21 protein-coding genes, 3 tRNA genes and 2 pseudogenes are annotated in these 26,689 nt (G+C 68.1%); 14 read left to right on the forward strand and 12 right to left on the reverse strand.

Going from position 1 to position 26,689, the window contains the following annotated elements; all coding sequences use genetic code 11:
- Positions 1 to 3: 3 nt before the first annotated feature.
- On the reverse strand, positions 4 to 1,053 hold the full coding sequence (tilS, locus tag EV187_RS13570) for a tRNA lysidine(34) synthetase TilS (protein ID WP_130353596.1): 1,050 nt from the start codon (positions 1,051 to 1,053) through the stop codon (positions 4 to 6).
- Between the two features lie 90 nt (positions 1,054 to 1,143).
- On the opposite strand from tilS, the gene ppa reads away from it, so the two are divergent.
- A complete protein-coding gene (gene ppa / locus EV187_RS13575; RefSeq protein WP_130353597.1) occupies positions 1,144 to 1,629 on the forward strand; it encodes an inorganic diphosphatase in 486 nt (161 codons plus the stop codon).
- Between the two features lie 117 nt (positions 1,630 to 1,746).
- Here the strand turns inward: ppa and EV187_RS13580 are convergent, their stop codons facing one another.
- Positions 1,747 to 3,069 (reverse strand): C40 family peptidase, encoded by a 1,323-nt coding sequence (locus tag EV187_RS13580; protein ID WP_242609602.1) that lies wholly within the window; start codon positions 3,067 to 3,069, stop codon positions 1,747 to 1,749.
- The gene (locus EV187_RS13585) at positions 3,062 to 4,288 is read right to left on the reverse strand and encodes a M23 family metallopeptidase (RefSeq protein WP_165391193.1); all 1,227 of its coding nucleotides are present in this window, start codon (positions 4,286 to 4,288) and stop codon (positions 3,062 to 3,064) included. The genes EV187_RS13580 and EV187_RS13585 overlap by 8 nt, the downstream gene beginning before the upstream one ends.
- Before the next feature lie 319 nt (positions 4,289 to 4,607).
- Between EV187_RS13585 and EV187_RS13590 the strand changes: the two genes are divergently transcribed.
- The 5 genes and pseudogenes from EV187_RS13590 (at position 4,608) to EV187_RS13605 (ending at position 6,825) form a co-directional block, all read left to right on the forward strand.
- A tRNA-Glu gene (locus EV187_RS13590) sits at positions 4,608 to 4,683 on the forward strand.
- Between the two features lie 36 nt (positions 4,684 to 4,719).
- Positions 4,720 to 4,793 (forward strand) — tRNA-Asp (locus tag EV187_RS13595).
- An 89-nt stretch (positions 4,794 to 4,882) separates the two neighbouring features.
- Positions 4,883 to 4,955: transfer RNA gene (locus EV187_RS13600), tRNA-Phe, on the forward strand.
- Positions 4,956 to 5,882: 927 nt separating this feature from the next.
- Positions 5,883 to 6,116 (forward strand): annotated as a pseudogene (locus tag EV187_RS18950) (adenosine deaminase); the annotation flags it as partial.
- Between the two features lie 31 nt (positions 6,117 to 6,147).
- Positions 6,148 to 6,825, forward strand: coding sequence for an adenosine deaminase family protein (locus tag EV187_RS13605; protein WP_423190892.1), 678 nt, complete (start codon positions 6,148 to 6,150; stop codon positions 6,823 to 6,825).
- Positions 6,826 to 7,202: 377 nt separating this feature from the next.
- On the opposite strand, the gene EV187_RS13610 is transcribed toward EV187_RS13605, so the two are convergent.
- Positions 7,203 to 7,691: an adenosine-specific kinase gene (locus tag EV187_RS13610; RefSeq protein ID WP_130353599.1), complete on the reverse strand. Its 489-nt coding sequence runs from the start codon at positions 7,689 to 7,691 to the stop codon at positions 7,203 to 7,205.
- A gap of 760 nt (positions 7,692 to 8,451) precedes the next feature.
- On the opposite strand from EV187_RS13610, the gene EV187_RS13615 reads away from it, so the two are divergent.
- Genes EV187_RS13615 through EV187_RS13625 form a run of 3 tightly spaced genes read left to right on the forward strand, consistent with a single transcriptional unit; the run spans position 8,452 to position 10,198 of the window.
- Positions 8,452 to 9,324 (forward strand): N-acyl homoserine lactonase family protein, encoded by an 873-nt coding sequence (locus EV187_RS13615; RefSeq protein ID WP_130353600.1) that lies wholly within the window; start codon positions 8,452 to 8,454, stop codon positions 9,322 to 9,324.
- Complete coding sequence (locus EV187_RS13620; RefSeq protein ID WP_130353601.1) at positions 9,321 to 9,791, forward strand: MarR family winged helix-turn-helix transcriptional regulator; 471 nt, start codon at positions 9,321 to 9,323, stop codon at positions 9,789 to 9,791. Before EV187_RS13615 ends, EV187_RS13620 begins: the two co-directional genes overlap by 4 nt.
- Positions 9,788 to 10,198 carry an SRPBCC family protein gene (locus tag EV187_RS13625; RefSeq protein WP_130353602.1) on the forward strand — a complete coding sequence of 137 codons (411 nt, stop codon included), beginning with the start codon at positions 9,788 to 9,790 and terminating at the stop codon, positions 10,196 to 10,198. Before EV187_RS13620 ends, EV187_RS13625 begins: the two co-directional genes overlap by 4 nt.
- A gap of 169 nt (positions 10,199 to 10,367) precedes the next feature.
- Here EV187_RS13625 and EV187_RS13630 read toward each other — a convergent pair whose 3' ends face one another.
- The 3 genes from EV187_RS13630 to EV187_RS13640 all read right to left on the reverse strand — a co-directional run bounded on the left by EV187_RS13630 (position 10,368) and on the right by EV187_RS13640 (position 13,004).
- The gene (locus EV187_RS13630; RefSeq protein WP_130353603.1) at positions 10,368 to 11,066 is read right to left on the reverse strand and encodes a TMEM175 family protein; all 699 of its coding nucleotides are present in this window, start codon (positions 11,064 to 11,066) and stop codon (positions 10,368 to 10,370) included.
- Between the two features lie 343 nt (positions 11,067 to 11,409).
- A complete protein-coding gene (locus EV187_RS13635; protein ID WP_130353604.1) occupies positions 11,410 to 12,198 on the reverse strand; it encodes a MerR family transcriptional regulator in 789 nt (262 codons plus the stop codon).
- A 14-nt stretch (positions 12,199 to 12,212) separates the two neighbouring features.
- Positions 12,213 to 13,004 (reverse strand): alpha/beta fold hydrolase, encoded by a 792-nt coding sequence (locus tag EV187_RS13640; protein WP_130353605.1) that lies wholly within the window; start codon positions 13,002 to 13,004, stop codon positions 12,213 to 12,215.
- Positions 13,005 to 13,311: 307 nt separating this feature from the next.
- Between EV187_RS13640 and EV187_RS13645 the strand changes: the two genes are divergently transcribed.
- Positions 13,312 to 13,740: a helix-turn-helix domain-containing protein gene (locus EV187_RS13645; RefSeq protein ID WP_130353606.1), complete on the forward strand. Its 429-nt coding sequence runs from the start codon at positions 13,312 to 13,314 to the stop codon at positions 13,738 to 13,740.
- 62 nt (positions 13,741 to 13,802) lie between these two features.
- Positions 13,803 to 14,246: a VOC family protein gene (locus tag EV187_RS13650; protein ID WP_130353607.1), complete on the forward strand. Its 444-nt coding sequence runs from the start codon at positions 13,803 to 13,805 to the stop codon at positions 14,244 to 14,246.
- 348 nt (positions 14,247 to 14,594) lie between these two features.
- Here EV187_RS13650 and EV187_RS18580 read toward each other — a convergent pair whose 3' ends face one another.
- The 5 genes and pseudogenes from EV187_RS18580 to EV187_RS18790 all read right to left on the reverse strand — a co-directional run bounded on the left by EV187_RS18580 (position 14,595) and on the right by EV187_RS18790 (position 21,483).
- A complete protein-coding gene (locus EV187_RS18580; RefSeq protein ID WP_423190899.1) occupies positions 14,595 to 16,613 on the reverse strand; it encodes a TIM barrel protein in 2,019 nt (672 codons plus the stop codon).
- 71 nt (positions 16,614 to 16,684) lie between these two features.
- Positions 16,685 to 17,314: pseudogene (locus EV187_RS18955) on the reverse strand (sugar phosphate isomerase/epimerase family protein); the annotation flags it as partial.
- A 46-nt stretch (positions 17,315 to 17,360) separates the two neighbouring features.
- Positions 17,361 to 19,124 carry a thiamine pyrophosphate-binding protein gene (locus tag EV187_RS13665; RefSeq protein WP_130353608.1) on the reverse strand — a complete coding sequence of 588 codons (1,764 nt, stop codon included), beginning with the start codon at positions 19,122 to 19,124 and terminating at the stop codon, positions 17,361 to 17,363.
- Positions 19,125 to 19,135: 11 nt separating this feature from the next.
- Positions 19,136 to 20,035 (reverse strand): citryl-CoA lyase, encoded by a 900-nt coding sequence (locus tag EV187_RS13670; RefSeq protein WP_242609604.1) that lies wholly within the window; start codon positions 20,033 to 20,035, stop codon positions 19,136 to 19,138.
- Positions 20,032 to 21,483: an aldehyde dehydrogenase family protein gene (locus tag EV187_RS18790; RefSeq protein ID WP_130353609.1), complete on the reverse strand. Its 1,452-nt coding sequence runs from the start codon at positions 21,481 to 21,483 to the stop codon at positions 20,032 to 20,034. Before EV187_RS18790 ends, EV187_RS13670 begins: the two co-directional genes overlap by 4 nt.
- Positions 21,484 to 21,790: 307 nt before the next feature.
- Here EV187_RS18790 and EV187_RS13680 point away from each other — a divergent pair, with 307 nt between their 5' ends.
- The 3 genes from EV187_RS13680 to EV187_RS13690 all read left to right on the forward strand — a co-directional run bounded on the left by EV187_RS13680 (position 21,791) and on the right by EV187_RS13690 (position 26,629).
- The gene (locus EV187_RS13680; RefSeq protein WP_130353610.1) at positions 21,791 to 24,484 is read left to right on the forward strand and encodes an outer membrane protein assembly factor BamB family protein; all 2,694 of its coding nucleotides are present in this window, start codon (positions 21,791 to 21,793) and stop codon (positions 24,482 to 24,484) included.
- A 207-nt stretch (positions 24,485 to 24,691) separates the two neighbouring features.
- Positions 24,692 to 25,345, forward strand: coding sequence for a TRAP transporter small permease (locus tag EV187_RS13685; protein ID WP_130353611.1), 654 nt, complete (start codon positions 24,692 to 24,694; stop codon positions 25,343 to 25,345).
- A 3-nt stretch (positions 25,346 to 25,348) separates the two neighbouring features.
- Positions 25,349 to 26,629 (forward strand): TRAP transporter large permease, encoded by a 1,281-nt coding sequence (locus EV187_RS13690; protein WP_130353612.1) that lies wholly within the window; start codon positions 25,349 to 25,351, stop codon positions 26,627 to 26,629.
- Positions 26,630 to 26,689 lie beyond the last annotated feature (60 nt).

Here is a 26,689-nt window from a genome sequence, read left to right on the forward strand (position 1 = left end):
GGCTCAGTGGTCGTGCGGCAGCACCTCGGTCGAGCCGCTCGTCGAGAACACGACGTGACGGCCCGCCCGCGTCGCGCGGACGCCGCCGGGGAGGTCGAGCGGTCCCTGTCCGTGCCAGTCCGTCACGAGGCGGGCGACGTCGAGGGTCTGCGCACGCGTGAGCGAGACGCCGAACTCGCTCCCGACGACGTGGCGGATGATCCGCTGCCGAAGGGCCGCCGGGTTGGCCGCCAGCACCCCGACCGACAGCGCGATGCCGGCCTCGGCGGGCTCGCACACCTCCTCGATGAACTCGTCGATCTGGCTGGTGAACGCCTCCTCGTCCTCGCGGAGCTGCTCGGCGGTGCGGGCGAGCGCCTCGGCGATGCCGGGTCCGAGCTCGGCCTCGAGCACGGGCAGCACCCGTTCGCGCACGCGCACGCGCGTGTAGGCGGGGTCGGCGTTGTGGGGGTCGTCCCACGGCGCGAGTCCCGCGTCGAGGCACGCCTGGCGCGTGGTCGCGCGACGGATGCCGATGAGCGGGCGGGCGTACCGGCTCGAGCGGGCGGGCATGCCGGCGAGGCTCGCGCTGCCCGAGCCGCGGGCGAGTCCGAGCAGCACGGTCTCGGCCTGGTCGTCGAGGGTGTGGCCGAGCAGCACCAGCGCGGCTCCGGTCTCGGCGGCGATCGCGTCGAGCGCGGCGTACCTGGCGTCCCGGGCGGATGCCTCGGGGCCGCCCTCCCCCGTCACCTCGACGCGCCGCACGACCACGGGGTCGAGACCGAGCTCACGGGCGGTGCCGGCCGCCGCCGCCGCGACCTCGGCCGAGGCATCCTGCAGCCCGTGGTCGACGATCACGGCGCCGGCGCGGAGCCCGGCGCGCGGCGCCTCGAAGGAGACGGCCGCGGCGAGCGCGAGCGAGTCGGCGCCGCCCGAGAGCGCGACGAGCACGAGCGGCGGGTCGGAGGCCGGGCCTGCGGCGTCCGGAAGCACCGCCCGCACCGCACGGCGCACGTCGGCGATCGGCGGCGTCAGTCGGGGGCGACGCTCGGCTGGAGGCTCCTCGGAAGGCATCAAGTAACCTTATTCCGCCGATCGCGCCCCATTCGGACCGGGCGGCGGGCCGAGCCTCGAGAACGAGCTTCCAGAACAAGGAGAACCAGCATGGGCGAGTACGCCGCCATCATCGAGATCCCGAAGGGGAGCCGCAACAAGTACGAGGTCGACCACGAGACCGGTCGCGTGTTCCTCGACCGCGTGCTGTACACGACGTTCGTCTACCCCACCGACTACGGCTACTTCGAGGACACGCTCGGCGACGACGGCGACCCGCTGGACGTGCTCGTGCTGCTCGACTACCCGCTGTTCCCGGGCGTCGGCGTGAAGGTGCGCCCCGTCGGCGTGTTCCACATGACCGACGACGGTGGCGGCGACGCCAAGGTGATCGGCGTGCCCGCGGGCGACCCGCGCTGGAACCACATCCAGGACGTCGAGGACATCCCCGAGTTCACCCGCAAGGAGATCGAGCACTTCTTCGAGCACTACAAGGACCTCGAGCCCGGCAAGTGGGTCAAGACCGAGGGCTGGGCGAACGCCGAGGAGGCCGAGGGCCTCATCCGGAAGGCGATCGAGAAGTTCCCCGGTCATTGACCAGGGCGTGAACCGAGCGGATGCCGCGCGCTCGCGGCATCCGTCGACGACGACGGGGCGAGCCTGACGGCTCGCCCCTTCTCGCGTCCGCGACGCGGGCCGGTGCGGTTGCGGGGGTCAGCCGGCGGGCCGGGCGGCCGCGGAGGGCGACCCCCAGATGAAGTAGTTGCGCACCGGCACGCCGTCGCGCGGCGCCTCGATGATGCGGCCGCCGCCCAGGTAGATCGCGACGTGGTAGTAGTCGCCGCCCGAGCCCCAGAAGAGCAGGTCGCCGCGCTGGATCTGCGAGAGCGGCACGGCGAGGCCGCGGCCGGCGAGCGTGCGGTACTGGTTCGTCGCCGAGTGCGTGCCGATGTAGATCCCCGCCTGCGCATACGACACCTTGGTGAGGCCCGAGCAGTCCCACACGTTCGGGCCCGCCCCGCCCAGTCGATAGGGCTCGCCGAGCTGCTGGCTGGCGAACCAGATGGCCGTCTCGACGGCGCCCGCGTTCGGTGGAGCGGGCGCCGGCGCGGGGGCCGGAGCAGCGCCGCCCGACGAGCCACCGGTGCTGCCGCCCGGGGACGCCGGCTGCTGCGCTGCGGCGGCGGCCGCTGCCGCCTGCTGGGCTGCCGCGGCTGCCGCGGCTGCGGCGGCTGCGGCCGCGGCGCGGGCCGCCGCCTCCGCAGCCTCGCGCGCCTGGCCCTCGACCCGCTGCCGTTCGAGCTCGGCCGTGGTGTCCTTGAGGGCCGCGAGCTGCGCGTACAGCTCGGTCGACTTCTGCTCCTGCACGGCCACCGCGGCGCTGGCCGCGTCGGCGGCGTCGCGGGCCTCGTCCGCGCGGGTCTCGGCGAGCGCGGCGAGCCGTTCGCGCTCGGCCGCGGCCTCCGCCGCCTGGTCGCGCAGCGAATCGGCGGTGTTGCGATCGGCCACGGCCTGCATGTAGACGTCGTGCGATTGCTCGCCGAGCTTGGACGCCATGCCCAGCTGCTGGAGCAGCTCGGTCGCGTCCTGGCCCGAGAACACGAGCTCGGCGGTGAGGTCGGCGCCGGCCGTCTTCGCGAGATGCGCCGCGAGCAGCCCGGCCCGCATCTTCGAGATCTCGGCCACGGCGTCGGCCGCGTCGGCCTGCTGCCCGAGCGTCCGTTCGCGCTCCGCCGCGCGGTCGCGCTGGTCGATGGCGACGCGCCAGGCCTCGTCCGCCTCCATCGACGCCTGCACCGCGGCATCCGCCGCCTGCTGCAGCCCGGCGAGGAGCTCGCCGACCCGGGCGATCTCGGCCTGCTTGGTCTGCTCGTTCTGCTTGGCCTGCTCGATCTCGCTCCACGACGGGTAGTCGGGCTCGGCCATCGCCGGCCCGCCGGCGGCGACGATCGACGCGGTGACGGCCCCGATGGCGACGGTGGAGAACACCGTCGCGGGCTTCACCCGGGAGATGGGTCGCGTGCGGTTCTCAACCAAGGCCGATCCCCCGATCCGCCATGAACGGGATGGGATTGATGCGGCCGCCGCCGCTCCACACCTCGTAGTGCAGGTGGCATCCCGTCGACGCGCCCGTCGTGCCGCTCGAGGCGATGTTCTCTCCGGACTCGACCCACTGGCCCACTCCGACGAACGTGCCGCCGGGCCGGATGTGGGCGTAGCCGGTCCAGATTCCGCCGCCATGGTCGATCTGCACGTAGTTGCCGTAGGTGCCCGAATAGCCCGCGAAGCGCACGACGCCGCTGTTCGCCGCGAAGATGGGCGCGGAGCATCCGGTGCCCAGGTCGACGGCGTAGTGGAACGAACCGGAGCAGCCGCCGCCCGAGCAGATCGAGCCGCGTGCGCCGTAGCCCGAGGTGATGCGGCCCGCGGCCGGACGCGCCCAACCCGACGAGGCGACCACGCCGGGGCTGCCGGCGCGCATGGCCTCCTCGCGCCGACGCCGCTCCTCCTCCTGTCGGATCCGTTCGCCCTCCTGGTAGGCCGCGGCGGTCTTCGCCTCGGTGTCCTGCAGGAACTTGAGCTGCTCCTCGAGCTGCACCTTCCTCGCCTGCGACTCCGCGAGGGCCGCCTCCGCGGCGGCCTGCGCGGCCTGCGCGATGACGAGGGCCTCCTCGGCCGCGATGCGGAGCTTCTCGCGCTCCGCCCGGGCGACCTCCGCCTGGCCCGCGAGGGCGGTCGCCGAGTTCTGCTTCTCCTGCGCGCGGTTGTAGATACCCGAGGTGCGCTCGACCATCTTCTCCATGCTGCCGAGCTTGGCGAGCAGGGCCTCGGTCGCGGCGGCGTTGCCCGCGTCGAGGAACAGGTTCACGCCCACGTCGCCGGTGCCGGCGCGGTACAGCTGCGCGGCCACCTGGCCGGCGTTGCGCTCTGCAGCCGCGGCCTCGGCGGCCGCGGCATCGGCCTGCGCCTGGATCTGGTTCGCGCGCATGACGGCGTCGTCGTGCCGCTGCTGCGCCTCGATGAGCTCGTCCGTGCGGCGCTCGGCCTCGGCCCGGGTCACGGCAACGTTCGTCTCGAGCTCGGCGATGAGCGACGTGATCTGCTGCACGGCCGCGGCGCCCGCCGCCGTGTTCGCCTTCGCGGCCTGCAGCTCGTCCCACGTCGGGTAGGTCGCGGCCTGCGCGCTCGCCGGCACCGCGACGGCTCCGACCACGGCCAGCGTCGCGATCGAGAGACCGGCCAGGACGTGTCGCACCCGCGCGCGCAACGCCCGCCCGCCTGGCCGGCGATGGCCCCGATCCGGGGTCGTCGCGCGGGCTCGGGCGAGCGGTTCGCGGTGTGTGGTTCGGTCCATGGTTCCCCGTCCACGCGGGCTCGAAGCCCCGCGCTCCTCGCTCTCGTGCGGGCAGTGGCAGCCTTCACGATAGGGGCGGTGCTTGCGCGATCCGGGCATTTGGCGCGCGTGTGGCGGATGCCGCCGACGGAGCCCCGAGGCATCCGGCGCCCTCGTTTTGCGCTCGCGCACGATGGCACGTATGCTTGCTTGTCGGCGGTCATGCCCAGCAGGACCACCCGGCCCCATCGTTTAGTGGCCTAGGACACCGCCCTTTCACGGCGGCAGCACGGGTTCGAATCCCGTTGGGGTCACCACGAAGGTCGCAGTACAATTCAATAGCTTCACATCGAGGCCCTGTAGCGCAGTTGGTTAGCGTGCCGCCCTGTCACGGCGGAGGTCGCGGGTTCAAGTCCCGTCAGGGTCGCTCAGGCGACAAGCCCTTTCCCTTACGAGAGAAGGGGCTTTCTCCTTATCGAGGCACTGCCCCCGGTTTCGATCGGTCGGATGCCCCGAGGCTCTGTAGCTCAGTTGGTAGAGCGTTCGACTGAAAATCGAAAGGTCACCGGATCGATGCCGGTCGGAGCCACAACGAAAAGCCCCGGTTATCCGGGGCTTTCTTGTCGTGTCTGGGCAAACTTTCGGATGCATGCGCATGCTTTGCCCACGATGCCCACACGCGCATCGTTGTGCGCAGCCTGAGCGGCGCCACCCAGGTGACCACTGTCGGCCGACGAACTCTCAGACCTCGAGACCCTCGCGCAGCGGATCGGCGTGCACGGCGCCCGGTATAACGAATCGCAGATGCAGTTACGTCAACCACTGACCCCGTTGCCGATGCACAGCGCTGAAGAAGTGCAGCTGCGGTCCTGGCCGGTGATCAGAAAGCCACGGGCCTGCGGACGTCCGATGATGGGCCGGTATTCGGGCCGCCCGCCATCTGCGTGCAGCCGTTCGCGACCGCCTTTCGAGCCCTTTCTCGTCCGATGGTGGCCAGACGGGATCGTCGGGTGGTCGCGGCAGCTGCACGAGCAGTGCGGGTCTCACAGGCGGCGGACAAGAGATAATGCTGCAGGTCCTCCTCCACCGAACGCCGCTCAAACCCGGCTGCCTGGGCCGCGTTCTGGTTCGCGCTGGCCGGCCTCGTGCTCATGCCATCCCGCTGTTCATCGGGCTGATCCTCGGCCGCGGCACCGTCTGGTAGGTGACCGGCCGATGGATCCGCTTCGGGACGTCCCCTAACGGACTAGCTGACAGACGCGTGCGTATGGACTGGCTGACAGACGCGTGCGCGGTGACGGCGAGGGGTGCCATGCTTCTGATGGGGTCTTCGCGGAACTAGCAACTCCCAAGCCGCGTCGACGGGCGTGCCGATAGCCGATCCCTTCACGCTGCAGCCGCTCGGCGCGCAGCTGCGCAGCTTCCGCCGGCTGCCTACCGAACGGAGCGGACGATGAAACTGCCAGTCGCAGAGCTGCACCTCCACCTCGAAGGAACCCTCGAGCCGGAGTTCATCATGGATGCCGCCACAAGGAACGGCGTCATGCTGCCATGGAAATCACTGGACGAACTGAGATCCAAGTACAGCTTCACCGACCTGCAGTCGTTCCTCGACCTGCTGTACATCAACCTCGAGGTCCTCCGCACCCGCGACGACTTCGAGCAGATGACCCGCAGCTATCTCCGTCGTGCTGCGGCTGCCGGTGTTCGCCACGCCGAGGTGTCGACCGACATCCAGGCGCACACCCGGCGCGGCATCCCCATCGATGTCGTGGTTGCCGGTGTCAGGGCCGCACTCGATACGAGCGAGGCCGACCGACTACGGCATCAGCACCAAGCTGATCATCTCCTTCTTGCGCGACCGCCCGCCTGTCGAAGCGGTCGACCTGCTCACCCAGCTGCTCGAGAAGGACGCACGATTCGACGGGATCGGCCTGGACTCGGCCGAGATCGGCTATCCGCCAGCGCTGTTCGTCGACCTCTACGACCTTGCCCGCGCGAACGGGCTGCACATCGTCGCGCACGCAGGGGAGGAGGGCCCGCCGCAATACGTCACCGACGCCCTTGACCTGCTGCACGTCGAACGCATCGACCATGGCAACCGCAGCCTCGAGGACGAAGCACTCATCGCCCGGCTCGTCGCAGAACGGATCCCGCTCACCGTGTGCCCGCTCTCGAATGTCAGGCTCCGCGTCGTCGACGATCTTGAATGGCACCCCATCCGAAGGATGCTCGCGCACGGACTCAACGTCTCGGTCCACTCGGACGACCCGGCATACTTCGGTGGTTATATCGACGACAACATCGACGCGATCATCGAACGATGCGGCGTGACGAGCGATGAGCTCGCCCGCCTGGCGCGCAATTCCATCGACTCGTCGTTTCTTGATGCAGAAGGGAAAGCCCGCCTTCGCTTGGAAGTCGATGTGTGGAGCGCGGCGCAATCACCGTCTCGATGAGCGGAGCAAGATCGTTGCCGAGCAGAACTGTCGAGGTTCCGATCGCGCGGCCGCACGGCCAACCACTGCAGCGACCGGGACATGACTGGCGACCGGTCTGTTATCGCCGTGGTGGGAACGAGCGATGAAGCGGTAACGAGCCGTGCCCCATTCCGTAGTTGACTGCTTCGTCACGTCTTCATCTAGATGTTCGCCTGCACTCGATCCGTGGCTTGTCTGCTTGGAGCGGACCTTTCGAGTGATCCGGAAGGGCGTCAGCAATCGTTCGGCGGTCGGCCCGACGCGCGGCTCGCGCGACCCGCCGACGCGGTGGCACTCCAGATAGCCGGTGGCACTCCAGATAGCCGGTCCCTCTGCGCCCGTCGGTCCGATCCGCGTCAGAGCTTGTAGCCGATCGCGCGAAGTAGGTCTTTGCGGTCCGTGACATCCTGCTCGTTCTCGACACCGACCGGGGGTTCGCCGTCGATCACTCCAGCCACGCCGCGGCCGGCGTCGGTGACGGCGACGAGGATCTGCACCGGATTCGCCGTGGCGCAGAAGATCGAGCACACCTCTGGCACCGCTTTGACCTGGTTGAGCACGTTCACGGGGAACCCGTCACGCAACATGATCACGAAGGAGTGCCCGGCACCGACGGACATCGCTGCCGCGACCGCGAGGTCCACGAGTGAGCCATCGTTGCCGGTGCGCCTGACCAGCCGCGCACCGGAAGCCTCACAGAACGCCACTCCGAACTTCAGGGCGCCGCCGACCCCGGCGAGCGCCTCGTGCAGGTCTTCGACCGTCTTGATGAAATGAGATTGACCGACGATGACGTTCACGTCTTCCGGCTTCTCGAGCGGGACGATCTCGATGTCGACAGTCACGGTGAGCCTCCTTCGACGCCGTCAGCATAGACCCGTACCAGTGCCGCCGCGCCGGCGTCGTTTCGATCAGCTCCTGTGCCTGCTTCTCCTTCGCCCAAACGGCTGAGCGCTGGCGATCGCCGACTCGTCCGTGAGACGGTCCCTGTGCGCCCATAGTCGCGGCGAGCCGAATACACGCTTGCGCGAATCGTGCGATGCCCGTTTACCTCGCCCGATGAAGATGCCCGCTGAAGGGACGCCAACCGCAACAGGGATGTCCGTCGGGAAGGTCAGGTCATCCGACGGGCGCGCCCGATGCCGCTTGAGAGCCGTGCCCACATACTGCCCACAACTGCCCACCATTGATCCGGATGCACGGTGATCACATCGCGTCCAGATAGCCCGAATTCATCGGGCTGTCGGTCCCCAGCCCACAGATTGCGTTGCATCCACGCGGACTGAAAATCGAAAGGTCACCGGATCGATGCCGGTCGGAGCCACAAATGAAACCCCCGGTTCGCCGGGGGTTTTCTCGTCGCGCTGGGCAACTCCCGATGTATGCGCATGCTTTGCCCACAACGCCCACACGCGCGTTGTTCGTGTGAATCCCTGAACGGCTGCTCGTGATGCGAAGAGACTCGCTGCCGCCCCCGCCGTAGCCGACGCCCAGGATATCCTCGGGTCCCCGGACGGCGGTCGGGATCATGAATATCGCGAAGCGGAGCGCGGTGTGGTAGATATATGACACGACACTAAATGACACGACATGCAAAGGATTCGAATGACCCCCATCCGCCGCATCTCGGTGCTGAGCACCGGAAGCGTCCAGATCAGGCCACAGCACGTCGAGTCGAACGGCACTCCGCTCATGTGGTGGTTGAACACCTCGACGAAGTGGACCGCACCACGGCCCATCAACGTCTACGTCATCGAGCACGAGGAGGGGCTCGTGCTGTTCGACACGGGCCAGGACCGCCGCTCCGTGACCGACCCCGACTACTTTCCGAAGGGCTTTGCCGGTCACATCTACGCACGCCTCGCGAAATTCGACGTGCCGGCCGAAGGGACGCTCAGCGAAGGCCTGCGCGGTCTCGGCTACAGGATCGACGACGTGCGCACTGCGGTGCTCTCGCACCTGCACCAAGACCACATCGGCGGTCTGCCGGAGCTGGCCGCGACCGCGGCCGAAATCGTGGTGAGCGCTGCCGATTGGGCGGAGATCGCCAAGCCCCGCGCCGTGTTCGCTGGACTGCTCGAGCAGCACATCGACCTGCCCGGCCTGCGCTGGACGAAGGTGACGCCGCGATCCGTCGACGACCCGTCGATCGCCCCCTTCACCGCCGCATACGACCTCTTCGACGATGGCAGCCTGGTGCTCGTGCCCACGCCCGGCCACACGCCAGGCTCCCTGTCCTTGCTGCTGCGCCAGCCCGGGATGCCGCCCATGCTGTTCGTCGGCGACCTCACCTACGACGTCAAGCTTCTCGAGGAGGAGCGCATCCCGGGCGTCGGCCACCGAGCGGGCCTGCTGGAATCGACCCGCGCGGTGAACGCCCTCAATCGTCGCCACCCCGATCTGTTGATCCTGGCTGCGCACGACCCCGCCGCGGCCCCCATGCTCCGGCGCGCGCTGGTGGGGAGGGTGACGTCGTGACCCCGGCCGAACTCATCCGCTATCTCGTGCTCGCCGCCCAACGCGAGGGCAACCGGCAACTCGGCCACGCCCTCCGTGCGCTCGGCCTGACCCCGGCGCAGTCCGAGGTCCTCCGTATCCTCGGCGAGCACGAGCCCCTCACCCTGAGCGGTATCGGCGAACTGCTCGTCTGCGAGAGCGGCTCCAACCCGAGCCGCCTCGTCGACCGCCTCGTCTCGGCCGGTCTCGTCGAGCGCGTCGCGTCCGCGGGCGACCGGCGCCAGGTCACGCTGACGCTCAGCCCGGAGGGCAGGCAAGCCGAGTCGCGTGTACGCGAGATCGAGACGGCGCTTTACGCCCGCATCGACGCGGCCCTCGAGGGCGTTGACACCGAACCGGCGCTCGAACTGCTGCGCCGCCTGAGCACGGGCCAACCCGCCGGCGAGGCGCTGGCCAAGCGACTCGCGGCGACAGAAGCTGCCCGATGAGCATCGGATCCCGAACGATCGCCGCCCCCGCAGAGCCCATTCGCGGCATCCTGTTGCGACCGCTCGCCCTGCCGGAGTGGAATCCGGCGTTCCTCGCGATCGGCGGCAGCGCCGACGCGGCGATCGGTCACATCCATTCGCTCACGGTCACCGGCGGCCTCCGCGGCGAGTTCCGGTACACCGCCATCGAGCCCACCCACGTGGACATGGAATGGAACGTGCCAGGCATGCTCGAGCACTGCTCATGGGTGCTCGAGCCAGAGCGCCGCGGCACACGAGTGAGCCACGAAGTGCAGCGCACCGGACCGCTCGCGATCGTATTCCGCAGCCAGACGGAGGCGCTGCCGCGCCTTCGGCTCGACCGCCTCTCGGACGTGGCCACCGGGCGCACACGGCTCACGGCCTGACGACACTCGGGACTCGCGACGCCCGATGGGCCGCTGGCGCACCCCCGCTCTTTGCACGCGAACGCTCGCGCCCGGGCATCCGTTACCCACTCGAGGGCTCTGATTCACGACAGATGGCCACTTGCGACAGGATCTCGACGAGGTCAGCGTCATGGCGGGCGGCAGATGGTCAACCGCCTTTCGGCGAGTGATCGCGCCCGTCGTCGTCGCCGCCGCCGCCGCGGAGGAAGGCCGGTCCCTGGTCGAACCCGTGGCTGGTGAGGCCGTAGAAGGCAGGCAGGAACAAGAAGATCACCGACGCCACCAGCGGGTGGATGAGCACACCTGCCGTTCCCGCCGCCAAGTACAGCACGACCCCGATGAGCGCGCGCGGCCGCTCGCGCGCGAAGTACGAATCGTCTACCTCCTCCTTGGTGAGCTCGGGGTGCCGTGCCAAGTGGGAGAAGAACACCAGCCACGACAGGCACAGCAGCGCCCCGACCAGCGCGTAGAGCGCGACCGCGACCCGCTCGTCCGCCAGGTTGCCCGTCCTTGCCGTTTCCGCGATCACAGCTGTCGGCCACGGCACCAGCGCGAGCGTCGCGAGGATCCCCAGATTCGCCCATTGCAGGCCGCGGTCCATCTCCCGGATTCGGGTGAAGGCGGCCTTGTGGTTCAGCCAGATCACCGCCAGATACGTATACGAGGCCGCATACGCCAAGTAGGTCGGCCACTCACCCAGCAGGGCATCCAGCAGCCCTCCGGGCTCGGTCTCAGGCGGCCTGAGATCAAGCACGAGCAGCGTGATGACGATCGCGATGACCGCATCGCTGAAAGCCACCGCACGGCTGGTGTCCGACCGGGTGGCCTTGCTTCCCCGCTTTCGCATGCGGCCCTCGTGTTCTCCTGTCGGCGAGCCTCTCCAAGAGGCGTTCTCGGCTGCGAACGCCGCCACACTAGGCGCCGTCGACCGTGCGGCAGAGGGACTTCACAGACGCCGACGCCGGGAGTACAGTGTGGGTCCCGCAGCTCAGCCGTTTCCGCATCCCCCTGGTCGATGCCAGCGACGAGGGCACTTACGATCGGCGGGGTGATCTCCGTGATGCTGATCGGCGTCATGCTCTGGTCGCAGATCCGAACGGCCGTGGCGAGCTGCCCCGTCACTCGAGGACCCTTCAGCGGGCTGGTGTGGGAGTACCGGACCGTGATCCTCCGAGGGGTGGGTAGCGGTCTCAGCGATCGCCTCGGATCTGCTCTTCGGGGACTCGTTCGAGCTGCGTCCAGCCACGCCACCCGCGTTCCTCGAGGATCGACAGGAGCCGTCCGGCGACCGGCGTGGAGTCGGTCATGGCCGCGTCGAGCAGGGCCGAGAACGGGTCCGACGCATCGGCGCCGCCGATCTCCACCTCACCGCTCTCGACTGCGCGGATGCGGAGCTGCTCGATGATGTCGGCGAGTTCGACGACTCGGGGATCGTCCGGCGGCCATTCCGGCGCGGAGCTCAGGAGGCGATAGAGCCTGGTCATGTCGGGGTTCTCGTCCAGCTGGCGGTGCTTCTCGGCGATCACGGCGTCGATGTCCGGAATCTGCGCGGCGAGCATGATCCACGCGTCCCGCTCGAGCTCGACGTAGGTCTCGCCGATCCCGAGCACGCGCAGCCGGTCCAGGTAGTCCACGACGACTTGGGGGAGAGCCAGGTTGTCGCCGGCAGCGAGCTTGGCGATCCGCATGCGGTTGCTCTGGAGACGACGGATGTCGGCGCTCAAGGCCTTGTCGATCTCCTCGACTGCTCGGGCGAACTCGTCGGGGCCGGCGACGAGGAGTTCCTGGACGCGGGCGAGGGGGACGCCTGCATCGGCAAGCACGCGGATCCGGATCAGCCGCACGACGGCGGCTGCGTCGTAGCTGCGGTAGCCGGAGTGGTCGCGTTCGGGCTCGGCGAGCAGGCCGATCTGGTGATAGTGCCTGACTGTTCGCACCGTCACCCCGGCGTAGGAGGCCAGTTGGCTGATCGTGAGCATGGCTCCAGACTGCCTCAACCGGCGACGCCGCGGAGCGCCGTGGCGATCGCGCGGAAGTCCTTGCGGAGGATCGCGCCGTGATTGCTCGCGACCTTGGCGTGAATCGTGATGTGCGGGTTGCGTTCGGCCACCGCGGGCACGCTGGCCCGGATCTTCTCCTGCCCATCGCCTTTGCTGCCGAACGACGTTCCGGATGCGAGGACATACCGGGTCGGGACGGTGATCCTGTCCATCACCGGACCGAGTTCCCGTTCGCGCGCGAGCCTGCCGGTTTCGATGTTGCTCTCAGCCATCTCCAGGGCGGTCATTCGCGGCGTGAGTCCGGTCACCCGGAGGGGCACCATCAGCCATTGCAGGCGACGGAAGGTCGTTCGGATCCCGTGCTCCATCTCGTCGGTGAGCCAGTCGTGCGGCTGCGCCCCATCGACCAGCACCGCGCCGATCGTCCGGTCCGGATTGCGGCTCGCCCAGTGTGCGGCGACGAAGGCGCCGTACGACCACCCGACCACGAGCGCCCGGTCGATACCTCGAGCGTCGAGCACGGCATCGACATCGCGGACGGCGGCCTCGAACGAATAATCCGCCGAACGTCGGGACGTCCGCCCCCGAGCCCGCTCGTCGTAGGTGATGTGCCGCCAGTCTGGCCCGAGTTCGGCGATGACACGCCTCCAGTAGCCCTGGGTCGCGAACTGGCCGTTGAGATAGATCACCGGCGTCCCGGAGCCACCCGAATCGGTGACGGCGAGAGCAGTGTCGTCGACCGGCACCATGCCGGTCCACTTCGGGGTCGCGGTCGCGCTGATCATGGCGTCTCCGATCCGTCTTGCAATGTGGGACCAGCATGCAGGGTTGACGCTGCGTCAGGGTCAACCTGACGGATGGGTGCTCACCAGCCTGGTCCTCGTTCGGTCAAGTGCTCACGGGTGGCCAGAACCAGGCCGATCACGCGCGCGTGCTGCGACGTTCGCTGAGGGATCCCTTTGCGTGCGCACCGAGGTCATGGGCTGGTGTGCAGTCTTTCTGGACATGCTTGTGATCTGCGAGGAGCGCAACTGCGTCGCATGGTCTCTCGTAGGACCCAAGCATTCGCGTCGTTTCGCCTAGCCTTGGAGGGTGAGCCGCGAAGCCGAAGAGCTCAATCGGCGCCTGTTGCGTGCCCGTGACGCGATGGACCGGTCCTACGCCGAACCGCTCGACGTGCGGGCGGTGGCTGCCGTGGCCCACATTTCGCCTGCCCACTTCAGTCGCTGCTTCCGCGCTGTCTTCGGTGAGTCACCCCATCGCTACTTGCAGCGGCGGCGGGTCGAGCGTTCGATGTTTCTGCTGCGCGAGAGTGACCGCACCGTGACCGACATCTGCTTCGACGTAGGCTTCAGCAGCGTCGGGACATTCAGCCGAACCTTCCGTGAGATCGTCGGGCAGACGCCGAGCGCGTATCGGGAGGGGCACGGACCGATCGTGGCGCCCCACTGTGTCCAACTTGCTGCCATGCGACCTCGGAGCAGCGCTGGGCGCCCAGCACAACAGAGCACGATTGGATAAGCCACCCCAAGTGACGGCTGCATAAGATCGGGCCCATCACGAGAACGGAGCGGGAGAACAAGATGATAACCGCACTGAATGTCGCTTCCATCTACGTCCTGAGCCAGGATGAGGCGCTCGATTTCTACGTCAACAGGCTGGGTCTTGAGAAGGGCAATGACGTGCAGCAGGGCGACTACCGCTGGCTCACCGTTCGCGTCCCTGGCGGCGGAGCCACCGAGATCTCACTTGAGCGGCCCGGCCCGCCGCTCCACGACGAAGAGACGACTGAACGAATCCGCGAGTTGATCACCAAGGGCGCTCTGAGTGGCCTCGTCTTCATCACCGACGACGCGCGCGCGATGTACGAGACGCTCCGCGAGCGCGGCGTCACCGATTTCACCCAGGAGCCCACCGAGCACTTCTACGGTACTGACATGGGCGTTCGAGACCCCTTCGGCAACCCCATCCGGATTCTGCAGCAGGGAGAGGTCGCCCAAGCGGGTCCTGTACGGGACGCCGGATGACCAAACGACGCCGGATGTCCCAATAGGGGGATTCCGCTGCGGGCAGCGGGAGCTAGTCGACTTCGAGGTCGACCACCTACCCGGTGAAGCGCGGGACGGGCGGTGCTGTCAGGCCCGCATCCTCTCTGTGTCCGCCGAGCCGAACGTTCGCTTGTGGGCGAATGGTGCGATGCCCGCATACCTCGACCGGTGAAGATGCGCGCTGAGGTACGCCAACCGCAACAGGGATGTCCGTCTGGAAGGTCGGCTCAAGAGACAGGGTCGCCCGAGGCCTCACCGGATCGATGCCGGTCGGAGATACAAGTGAAACCCCGCGGTTCGCCGGGGGTTTTCGCGTTCTCACCCTCATCATCTGACCAGGTGGGCCGCATCGAGGTGGCCGCGGGCAGCGCTGATCGCGAGGCGGGCGTGCTCCTTCGCGCCGACCTGCGCCACGAGCATCGCCCGCGGGATCTCCAGCGCGAACGGGATGCCCGCAGGCAGGGCCGCGAGGATGCCGAGCATGTCGATCTCACCCTCGCCGGGAAAGAGCCGCTCGAAGCGTGCCGTGTGGATCAATCCTGCCGTGGTGGCCGGAATCTCGCCGGGGGCGTCGCACACGTGGGCGTAGTGGAACCACTCGGGCGGAAGCCCTCGCAACTCCTCCACGCTGGATCCCGACCGGGCGAAGTGCAGGAGGTCGATGAGCAAGCCGGCGTTGGGTTGATCCGCCGCCCGCAGGACCCGGGTGGCCTCCGTCAGGTTCGGGGTCTCCGTCCACGACGGAAACTCGAGGTCGATGGTCAAGCCGAGCGGCTCGGCCAACTGACACAGCTCCGCGAATCGATCGGTCTTGCGCGAGAAGTCCGAATCGGGCAGTTGGGTGATGACGTGACGGGCTCCGAGCTCGACACCGGCTTCCAGGAAGCGCAGGTAGTCGCGGGGGCTGTCTCCGGATGTGATACGCGCGAGTTCGATGTCGAGGACCTCGATGCCGGTCGCTGCGAGGTGCGTCTTTGTGGCCCGCATCAACGCCGGATCGTACGCCAGCGGGTAGTGGGGCTCCTGCGCCGTGACCTTGGTCATCCGCAGGCCCACATACCGATAGCCGGCCGCGGCGGCGGCATCGACCAGCTCCGGAGGCGACAGGCTCAGCGCGGTCAGGTGAGCGAGCGAGTAGTCGTGCCGGTGTTCGGTCGTAGCCTCCGTCGGCGTGCTCGCCAGCATGCGCAGTCGCTGGCGGCGGTGCGCGGCCATGCGCAACGGAACACTGTGGAGGTCACCGAAGGCGTCGTAGCCGTCGACGCGCTGAACCACCTCGAAGAAGACGCGGGAGCCGAGCATCTCGGTGAAGAAGTGCAGGAACTCACCACGCTCGCCGCGGTCGTACAGGATCGAGTTCTCGCGAAGGCTGTCGACGAATCCGGCCGGCAGGGAAAGGCGGGCGTCGAGGTCGTCGTAGTAGTTGCCCGGCATCTCGAGGATCGGTGCCCCGCGCTCACGCATGATCCTCGCGCACGCGATCGCGTCATCCGTGGCGAAGGCGACGAGTTGAGGACTCGACACCCCGGGTGCCCAATCGCCACGACGGAGCGGCGTGGTGCTCAACGCGATGCGAACGCGTCCGCTGGGATCCGTCGCCGACCAGTTGCGGATGAGACCGAAGGGGGCCGTGACCTCCGTGGACTCCCCCGGCACGAGGCCGAGCACCGTACGGAAGAACAACGCGGACTGATCGAAGTCGTCGATCGACTCCGTGATCGACACGTGATCGATCTGCCCGAGCAGTGGGGATGGACCGGCCGGTGCCCCGGTCGGACGGAAGTCGTCCAGCCAGCTGGACTCGAGGGTGGAGTCGCAGAAGAACAGGGCGATGCCATCCGGTGCGGCCACCGAACTCAGGTCGGTCTCATCGGGTCCGCGGGGCCTCGCGAGCTTCGGTGCCAGCAACCTGTCCGCACGTCGCATCGAGGCGGTCGGGTCGGTGCTCTCCACTGCGAGCGCAGAGATCGATGCGGTGGCCGGGTCGATCGATCGTTGCGGGGCGAGATTGAGCAGTACTCGAGCATCACCCTGCTCCCACAGCTGCACCGGCTTGGAGCGATGCTGGCCGGTATGGGCGAATCCGAGCGCGCCGAGCGCACGTGAGAGCAGGGGGGCGGAAACCTCGTCCACCGCGAGCTCGGCGAACGCGAAACCGGCGAGCCGAGGAGCCGGTGGCAGGTCGCCGTTCGACGGCGGCTCGGTGACCTCCGCCGAGCCACGCATGGCCACCGCCTCCGCGAGCGCACGCATCGAGCGCATCGCGTCGGTGGCGGCGTGCCTGGGATCCTCCTGTTGATAGACGTCGTTGAAGACCTCGAGAGCGATGGTGCCGGCGTATCCCATGGCGAGGACTGGCTGAGGAAGCCCGCCACGTCGAGCGAACCCTGTCCCGGGAACATCCGGTAATGGAGGCTCCACTCGCGGACATCCATATTCAGTCGCGGTGCATCCGCGAGCTGGACGTGGAACACCTTGTCGCCCGCGATCGGGGCGATGACCGCTGGGTCGTTCTCGATCGAGAGGATGTGGAAGCTGTCGAGACACAGGCCCAGCGCGGCGTGGTCGACCTGCTGGACGATCCGCCAGGCATCCTCGTGCGTCCGGATGCGTCCCCGTGGCACGGCTTCGTACGCGAGCCGCAGTCCGCGCTGCTCCGCGCGGTCCGCCAGGTCATTCAACTGCTCCACGGTGAGATCGTCGTCGTCACGTCCCGTCGAGGTTCGCGAGGAACAGCACACGAGGACGCGCGCGCCGAGCTCGGCCAGCAGGTCGAACTTCCGCTCAGCGTGACGCAGGCTGGCGGCGAACAGGTCGGGAGGGACGGTCTCGACATGGAACGGCTGATAGACCTCGATCGAGAGGCCGAGGCCCGCAGCCTCCTCGGCCAATCGGCCAGGAGACCACGGCGACATGATGAGGTCGTACTCGAGCATCTCCACCCCGGCGAAGCCCGCCGCGGCGGCCGCGCGCAACTTGTCCTCGAGCGTGCCCGACAAGCACACGGTCGAGATGGAGACGTTTCGAGCATCGGGAACGAATCTCATGAGTGGACCGCCGAACGATCGGTGAGGCGAATCGCTGACCGCGGAGTCAGTGCGTCGCGACGTGCTCGACCGTCTCACCGGGCGAGTAGATGTCGAGGATGTTCCAGTGGCCCGTCGTCGGCGTCGGCACGTTGACCATCGCCACGTCGATGACGACCGGGCCCTCCAGCGCGATCGCTCGCTCGAGGGCGGGCTTGAACTCCGCTGCGGAGTCGACCTTGATGCCGGTGACCCCGTACGCTTCCGCGATCGCCGCGAAGTCGGTGTACATGGGATCGTCGGCGTCTCCGAACACGGTCCCGTACGTCGTGTCGAAGGCGGCCTGCTCGAGCCCCGCGATGGTGCCGAAGGCGTTGTTGTTCATCACGACCCAGACGACGGGGACCTTCTGCTCGCGCGCCGTGGCGAGCACCGCCGGGTTCTGCCCGAAGCCGCCGTCGCCCACGAGCGAGACGACGACGCGGTCCGGGCGGGCGATCTTGGCACCGACGGCGGCCGGCGCGCCGAAGCCCATGGTCGCGAAGCCGCCCGGTGTGAGGAACGTGCCAGGAGTGAGGATGTCGAACTGCTGACCGACCCCGTTCTTGTTCCAGCCCACATCCGTGGTGATGATCGCGTCCGGCGGCAGCACCTCCCGAGTCTCGGAGAGGATCCGCTCGGGCCGCATCGGCCAGTCGTCGGAGACCTGCGCATCCGCGTTCTGGAGCTTCACCTGCGCGCGGTTCACGGCGATCTGCGCGAGCAGTTCGTCGCGCTGCACACCTTCAGGAGCGAGTCGGCGCGCGACGCGGACGAGCACGGTCAGCGCGGCCTTGAGGTCCGCCAGCGCGCCGATCGCGAGCGGGTAGTTGCGCCCCAGCTCAGCAGGATCGATGTCGATCTGCATGAGCTTCGTGCCCGGGATGTCGAAGGTGTACTCGGCATACCATGAGCTCGAGTCGGCTTCGGCGAACCGGGTGCCCAGCGCGAGGATCCAGTCGGCCGTGCGGGTCGTCTCGTTGGTGAAGGCCGTTCCCCAGAAGCCCGTCATGCCGAGGACGAGGGCGCTGTCGTCGGGCATCGCACCCTTGCCCATGAGGCTGTGCGCGACGGGGAGCGACAGCAGCCCGGCGAACTCGGCGAGCTCGGCTGCCGCATCCGCCGCGATGATGCCGCCACCGACGTAGAGCACGGGCCGTTCCGCCTCGAGCAGGTTCTGCACGATGCGCTCGGCGACCGTTTCGTCGAGGCTGGGCCTCGCGAGCGAGCGGGTGTTGCCGACCACCTTGTCGAACAGCTCGACGTCGATCTCCGCGGAGAAGACGTCCATCGGCACGTCGACGAGCACGGGCCCCGGGCGGCCGCTCTCCGCCAGGGTGAAGGCCTTGTCCAGCACCTCGGCGATGAGGTGCGGCTGATCGACGCGCCACGCACGCTTGACGAAGGGCCGGTAGATCTCGTACTGCGCCGCATCGGCGTGGAGATTGATCTCCTGGTGCGGATGCTTCCCGAAGTAGTGCGTGGGGACGTCGCCGGCGATGACGACCATCGGGATGGAGTCGAGTGCGGCGTTCGCCACCCCGGTCGTGGCATTCGTCAGACCCGGACCGAGGTGAGTCAGGACAACCCCCGTCCGCTTGGTCACCCGCGCGTAGCCGTCCGCCGCATGAGCGGCGATCTGCTCGTGACGCACGTTCACGAAGGAGATCCGGTCGCTCTGCTCCAGCGCCGCGAGCAGTGCGATGTTCGTGTGCCCGCACAGCCCGAAGACGTGCTCGACGTCGCGCGCTTCCAGGTAGCGGACGATCTGGTTGGACACCAGGTCCTTCATGTGGGTCTCCTTCATCTGTCGAGGTCGTTGGGAAGGGGTCGGCGCGCGGGACCCGTGTACGTGTAGCCGATGGATTTCGGCATCGGACCCTTGATGCGCCCTCCCTGCGTCATCTGCTCGACGGCGTGCGCCAGGATGCCGACCGAGCGCGCGAGGATGAAGACACCGCGTCCCTGTTCTGGAGTCAGGCCCAGCTCGCAGTAGATGATGGCCGTCACCCCGTCGACGTTCATGGGAATCCGCTTCGGTCTCCCCTCGCTGATCGCGTCCTCGACGGCGCGTCCGATCGCCGCGAAGCGGCCGTTCACGACCCCCTCCGCAGCCGCGGCGTCGACGAGCGACAGCAGGCGCGGCGTGCGCGGATCGAGCGGATGGAATCGGTGGCCGAACCCGGGGAAGTAGCGGACACCCGCGTCGCGGTGGCGCTGCAGGACGAGCCGGGTCGCTTCGTCGAGGTGCACCATGTCGTCGAGATGCCCCACACGCCGGAGTTCGGCGTCGATCTCGAGGTACAACTCCATGCACTGCTGGCCGGGACCGCCGTGGACGTCGTCGAGCACATTGATCGCCGAGGCCATCGCGCTGTTGACGGGGGCACCGCAGGTGGTCGCCATCCTGGCGATCGCGATCGAAGGTGCCGCGGGTCCGTGGTCGACGGACGCCACGAGCGCAGCCTCGAAGAGGGCCGCCTGTGCACGCGACGGCAGCTCGCCTCGCAGCATGAGCCAGATGGTGTCGACGAACCCGACGTTTCCGATGAGCTCCTGGATGGGATAGCCGCGAAGCGAGATCTCACCCGGGCGGACGTCGATGATGTCCGTCTGCCACCAACGTCGTGCTTCGTCGACGAGCTCCTGGGGCGACGCGGTCGTCGGCACGCGCTCGTCACCGTGATCAGTGGTCGTGCTCACGGCGCGGCTGCCATCGTCGCGTCCGCCGACTCGAGCACGGCGTCGTAGAAGTCTCCGAACAGCTCCTCGTCGGACGGCCGATCCTCCGCAATGGTGCGCGAGACCCACGTCGTGTTCAGGTAGTGACGGAGGGAGACGTTCTCGGATGTGATGTTGCCTCCCCACGTGCCGCATCCCATCGACGAGGTCATCGGCATCCCGTTCGTGAACGATCCCGCGTTCGCCTTCGAGTTGGGCTGGCGGACCATGATGCGCGACACCGGCATTCGACGCGCGAAGTAGTCGATGTGCGCGTCGTCGGTCGACGCGATGCCGCAGGAATGGCCCTTGCCGCCGATGTCGTAGAGGCGCTTGGCGAGCTCCACCCCGTCTTCGAAGCTCCCCTCGTAGGCGTGGACCGCCATCAGTGTCGTGAGCTTCTCCTTGCAGAACTGCCGGTCCTCGCCGATACCGTCGCCCTCGACCAGGATGAACCTCCGGTCCGCCGGGATGTCGAACCCCGCGGCGTTCGCGAGTGCTTGCGGTGAGACCGCCACGGTGTCGGGCAGACGGTGTCCTTCCTCGTCCCACATCACCGACTGCAGCGCCGCGCGCTCGTCCGCTGAAGCGAGGTAACCGCCTTCTGCCTGGAGCGCTTCGAGCATCTCGCGATATCTCGCCGACGGCACCAGGACGTTGCCATCCGCCGAACAGCCCGAGCCGAAATCCGAGGTCTTCGAGAGCATGCAGTTGCGCGCCGTCTCCTGGAGGTCGGCCGTCTCGTCGACGAACTCAGTCGCGTTCCCCGCGCCCACGCCGTACGCGGGCGTGCCAGAGCTGTACGCCGCCCGGACGAGCCCTTGGCCGCCGGTCGCGATCACCAGGTCGGACCGGCGCATGATCTCCTGCGACGCCGCGAGGCTCGGAAGGGTGATGCACTGCAGGATGTCGGACGGAGCGCCCTCCGCCTCCAGCGCCTCGCGCATGAGCCGGACGGTCTCGAAGGTCGTGTGCTTCGACCGCGGGTGCGGTGAGAACACCACCACGTCGCGAGCCTTGATCGCGTAGATGGCGTTGCCGGCGGGGGTCAGGTCGGGGTTGGTCGTCGGGACGACGCATCCGATGACGCCGACCGGCTTTCCGTACTTGACGAGCCCCTTCTCGGCATCCTCCTCGATGATGCCCACCGAGGGGCTCCGGAGTGCGTCACGAAGGACGCCGCGTATCTTCATCCGCTTGTTCATGCGACTGTCGAAGTCGCCGAGGCCGGACTCCTCGATGCCCATCTCCACCAACCGACGGAACGCGGAGCGGTTCGCGACCGCCCATGCGACGGCCTGGACCAGACGATCGACGCGGTCCTGGTCATAGGTCTCGATGATCGCGAGCGCCGCCCGCGCACGCGCGAACACCTCCTCGAGTTCCTGTTCCTGCTCGGGCGACAGGGATTTCGGTGCTGAAGCAGCCATGACAACTCCGTCCATGGGCGTGGGTGCCGACTGCCGCATGGTAGGCACACGCCGTCGTCGTCGACAAAGCGTGTCCCATTGGGCAGAAAGGGCATCGGAAGTCCGGTGGGCGAGGCCGCACGACGGGGGCAGTTGTACCACTCGATGGGTCGCACGATTGCCCGCTCCAGCTTCCAGGGTTAGCGTCCGAGCGCTGGCCGGAATGACCGACCCCGCAGGTCGGGCAGGTCGGGCGGCATCCCCAGGTGACGTCGGAGGGGCGCGAGCCCCTCCGACGTCGGATCAACGACGATCAAGGAGTCAACGGATGCGCAAACGACTGACCATGAGGTTGGGAGCGGCGGGAGTCGGGGCACTGGTCGTGCTCGCCGTGGCCGCCTCACCCGCCTACGGACTGGTGCGACCCGCCGAACCCGTCCCGCCCGCCGGGCTGACGGGCCTGGAGCCGACCGGCGCCGACATGCCGACCGTCGGCGGCAATCTCGGCAACCAGCACTACTCGGGGCTGACCCGGATCACGAAGCAGAACCTGAAGGATCTCGCACCCACCTGGCGAACCCACGTGTCGGCGGTCGCGCCGGCGTCCGATGACGCGGGGCAGCAGACGACCCCGATCGTCGTCGATGGCGTGATCTACCTCGACACCCCGAGCGGCGGCGTGATCGCCGTCGACGGCGCGACGGGTGATCCTGTCTGGAAGTGGGAGAACGACGTCTACGGGCTGTCGGGCACGCGCCGAGGCGTCTCGGCCGGCGATGGCAGCATCTTCACGCTCGCCGGCGGCAACCGCGTCGTCGCGCTCGACCAGGCCACCGGGGAGGAGATCTGGGCCGTGCAGCCCACCGGCCCCCAGGGTGAGGATCTCGGACGCGTCGGGAAGGTCGCGACCGTGTACTTCGACGGGATCGTCTATGCCCACGCTGCAGACGGCGACCGCGGCGCCGTCGTCGCCCTCGACGCGACGGACGGTTCGTATCTGTGGCACTTCTTCGGCGGGCCGAAGCGCGGCCAGCAGTTCACGGGGGTCGACGGCGTGACGTTCGACGCGTCGCAGACGTGGGGTCCCGTGCTCCCCGACGGCACCGACTGCGCCGAGGAGGGCGGCGCCACGTCATGGATGCACGGCGCCGTGGATCCCGAGCTCGGCATGTACTACATGACGTTCGGGAACGCCCGCAGCTGCACCTCCTCGCAAAACGGGTCCCTCCGTCCCGGCGACAACCTCTTCTCGAGCACGATGGTGGCCGTCGACGCCACCACGGGCGAGTACAAGTGGCACTACCAGTCCATCCGCCACGACGTCTGGGATATGGACAACGTGCACCCGCCGACGCTGGCCGACATCGAGATCGGCGGCGAGGAGCGAAAGGTCGTCTTCTACGGCAGCAAGTCGGGCCATCAGTTCGTGCTCGACCGCACGAACGGCGAGCCGGTGCTCCCGGTGATCGACGAGCCGATGATCACCGACTCGCGGCAGAACCACGCCGTGACCCAGCCCTTCCCCGCGACGCGGCTGCTGCCCGACTGCGTGGTGTGGCAGAAGCTCGACCCGGACGACATCCCCGGAGACCCCTGGCGTGCAGTGCCCAACTACAACGGCTACCAGCCGGACGCGGACGGGAACCTCGTCTTCGATCCCGACAGCTATGTCGCCGTGGACGAACCGTTCCTCACCTATCCCGAGGGCTCCCCGTCGGACCATCGCGAGGGCTGCATGTACGACCCCCAGTGGGACGCGCCGATCCTCTCGACCACCAGCCAGAACGGCGGCGCCGACTGGTCGAACCACTCGTACAGCCACAGCACGAATCTCGTCTACTACCCGTACGGCACGAACCCGGTGGCGCACTTCAACGGCGCTGCCGCGAACGGCCTGCGGCCCATCGGGCAGTACCAGACCGGAGGCATCCTCGCCTACGACGCGTCGACCGGCGAAGTCGCGTGGCGCAACCACCTCGGCACCGACATGTCGCACGGTCAAGGACCGCTGACGACCGCGTCCGACCTGCTCTTCGTCGGGCAGATCGATGGCAGGGTGCTCGCCATGGATGCGGCCAGCGGCGACGTGCTCTGGGACTTCCAGACGGGATCCGGAATCGCAGCTGCGCCCGTCACCTACGAGATCGACGGTGAGCAGTACGTGGCGGTGTTCGCGGCCGGGTCCACCAACCCGTACGGCGGGTCGGTCACAGAGGGCGACTCGCTCTGGGCGTTCAAGCTCGGTGGGAGCTACACGACCGAGTCCGGGAGCCAGGAGGCGCCGGACACGGCACCGCTGACGATCCGTCGCCCGGTGGGCGGCGCTGCCGTCGCGGGCGAGACGGTCGGCAACACGGTGCTCCTCGCACGGACCAGCCGCACCGCCGACACCGCATCAGCGCGCGACAGCGTCTCCCAGAACGGGATGCAGCCCACGCACCTGCGGGTGCCCGTCGGCACCACGGTGACGTTCCGCAACCCCGGAGCCGAGACGTTCCCGAACTTCCCGAACCTGAAACCGCACTGCGCGACGCAGTTCTTCGAGGGCGAGTTCAACGTCGAACTCCAGCCGGGAGAGACGTACCAGCACACGTTCGACCGTGCGGGCGAGTACTTCTTCAACGACTGCACCGATCCGCGTCCGACCGGCAAGATCGAGGTGTACCTCGAGCCGCAGGATCAGCCGGGGTCGCTGACCTTCACGCCGAGCAGGCTCGAGCTCGGCTCGGGAACCGGGCTCTTCACCGGGGTGAACGGCAAGGTCACGGCGCAGTTCGAACTGCCCGCGGGAACCGAGTACGAGGGCGGTGCCGTCCTGCTCACGCCGCTGTCGCCGACTCCGATCGCGGCTTCGAAGGTGACGGCGAACGCGAACCGCATCATCGTCCAGTTCGACGCCGCCGACGTCGACAACAACGTGCCGACAGGGGAGGTGACGCTGACCCTGAGGGCCAACGTGCGCATCGCGCAGGGGGTTCAGGAGCAACTCGCTTCGAGCGCGACGGTGACCGTCATCAAGTAGCCGATCTCCCACGCGCACCGATCCGTCTCCGTCGTCCTCGACGGAGACGGATCGGCCTGTGCGCACCGTGTCCCATTCGGCGAGACTCGACTTTGCACACACCGGATCGCAGACCAGAGTCGCAGGGGCAGCGATGTGCGCGAGCACGCTCGGCCCCGCATCAACAGAGAGGTTGGCAATGCACCCTGACACCGTGGCGGTGACGCCATGACCGACAAGGACCCGGGGCCGGAGCCCGAGGAGGGCGAGCCCGTCGAGCCCGAGAACGCAGCCAAGGCGTCGGAGGCCGCCCTCGGAGACTCCATCTACCCGCACACCGACACCTTCTACGCAGGCCCCGAGCTCAACAAGGGCGTTCCCGCCGACCCCGTGTTCATCCGGGTCCTCTCCGCGATCGAGATCGCCATCGGCGTCACGCTGTTCGCCTTGATCGTCTTCGGCGTCATGTACCAGGTGCTCGGACGGTACTTCCCCTCGATCAGCTGGGTCGGCGCCGGCGAGGTCGCCCTCATGTCGATGATCGCGATGACCTTCATCACGACCGGATACCTCGTGGGCCGCAACGGCCATATCGTGCTCGAGATCTTCGACGAACTGCTCGCCGGAAGGCGGCTCTTCGTCGCCCTGCGGGTCACCTCGGCGGTCATCATGGTCGCCACGAGCCTCGCCCTCGCATACGAGGCCTTCGTGAAGATCGAGACCGAGTGGGGCAGGCTCAGCGCGGCGATGCACGTGCCGGTCGGGACGCTGTACCTCTTCGCCCTGGTCGGGTTCCTGTCGGCGGCGATCCACTCCACCTTCAAGATCCCTTTCGCGAACCGTCCGGAGCGCAAGCTCGACATCGGCGAGATGGAAGGCTGATTCTTGGACCTCTGGCTCTACTTCCTGCTGTTCGTCGTCCTCCTCCTGCTCCGGGTGCCCGTCGCGTTCGCGATGATCGCGTCGAGCATGCTGTACTTCTACAGCCACGGCCTGTCGGCGGGCTACGCGATCTCGTCGATCGTGAACGGGATCAACAGCTTCCCGCTGCTCGCGGTTCCGCTCTTCATCTTCGTCGGCACCATCGCCAACCATCTCGGCATCGCCACGCGGCTCTACGACCTGGCCCGGGCGCTCCTGCCTCGGCTGCGCGGCAACCTCGCCTACGTGAACCTCGGCACTGCGATCGGCTTCTCCTGGATCAGCGGCTCCGCGCTCGCCGACGCCGCTTCGACGAGCAAGGTTCAGATCCCCCAGATGCTCAAGGCCGGCTACCCATACGGATTCTCGGCGGGCCTCACGGCATCGGGTTCGCTCATGAGCACCGTCATGCCTCCGAGCATTCCCGCCGTGCTGTTCGCCGCGACCGCGTCCATCTCGACCGGTGCCCTCTTCGCCGGCTCGATCATCCCGGCCATGCTCATGGCACTCGGATTGGCCGCGTACATCTTCTTCTGGGTGCGCCGGCACCCCGACGTCGCGGTGAGCCGGCCGTTCGTCGGTTCGATGCTCGCCAAGGCGGCCGTGCGAGTGATCGGACCGGCCATGCTGCCCGTGATCATCCTCGGCGGCATCTTCAGCGGGCTCTTCACCCCCACCGAGAGCGCGGGCATCGCGGCGGTCTACATGCTCGTCCTGGGTGCGATCTACCGCACGCTGACCTGGCGGGTGTTCTGGAATGCCGCGAAGGAGACGGTCGTGATCTCCGCTGGGATCCTCCTGATCCTCGGCGCGTCGAACCTCATGGGTCAGGTGCTCGCCCGCGAGCAGGTGTCGCGGACGTTGGGCGAGTGGCTCACGGGATTCACCGACAACCCGATCGTGTTCCTGCTGATGCTCAACGTGCTGCTGATCCTGCTCGGCATCCCCCTCGAGGCCCCGCCGGTGATCCTCGTGCTCGTGCCGATCCTCATGCCGATCATCGCGCAGTTCGGAATCGATCCGGTGCAGCTCGGCGTCATCATGATCCTCAACCTGATGATCGGATCGCTGACGCCACCGGTCGGCGCAGTGCTGTTCGTCGTCGGGTCGATCACGCGCAGGCCGATGGGGGAGCTGTTCCGTGGCATCCTGCCGTTCCTGATCCCGCTCGGAATCGTCCTGCTGCTCCTGACCCTGTTCCCGGTGATCGTCACGAGCCTGCCGACGCTGCTCGGCTTGATGTAGCGCGGCCGCCTGCCTCCGATGCGCTCCGCGGCGCGGAGCCCGCGACGCGGGACATCGGAG

Source organism: Agromyces ramosus (genome assembly GCF_004216665.1).
Classification (GTDB): Bacteria; Actinomycetota; Actinomycetes; order Actinomycetales; family Microbacteriaceae; genus Agromyces; species Agromyces ramosus.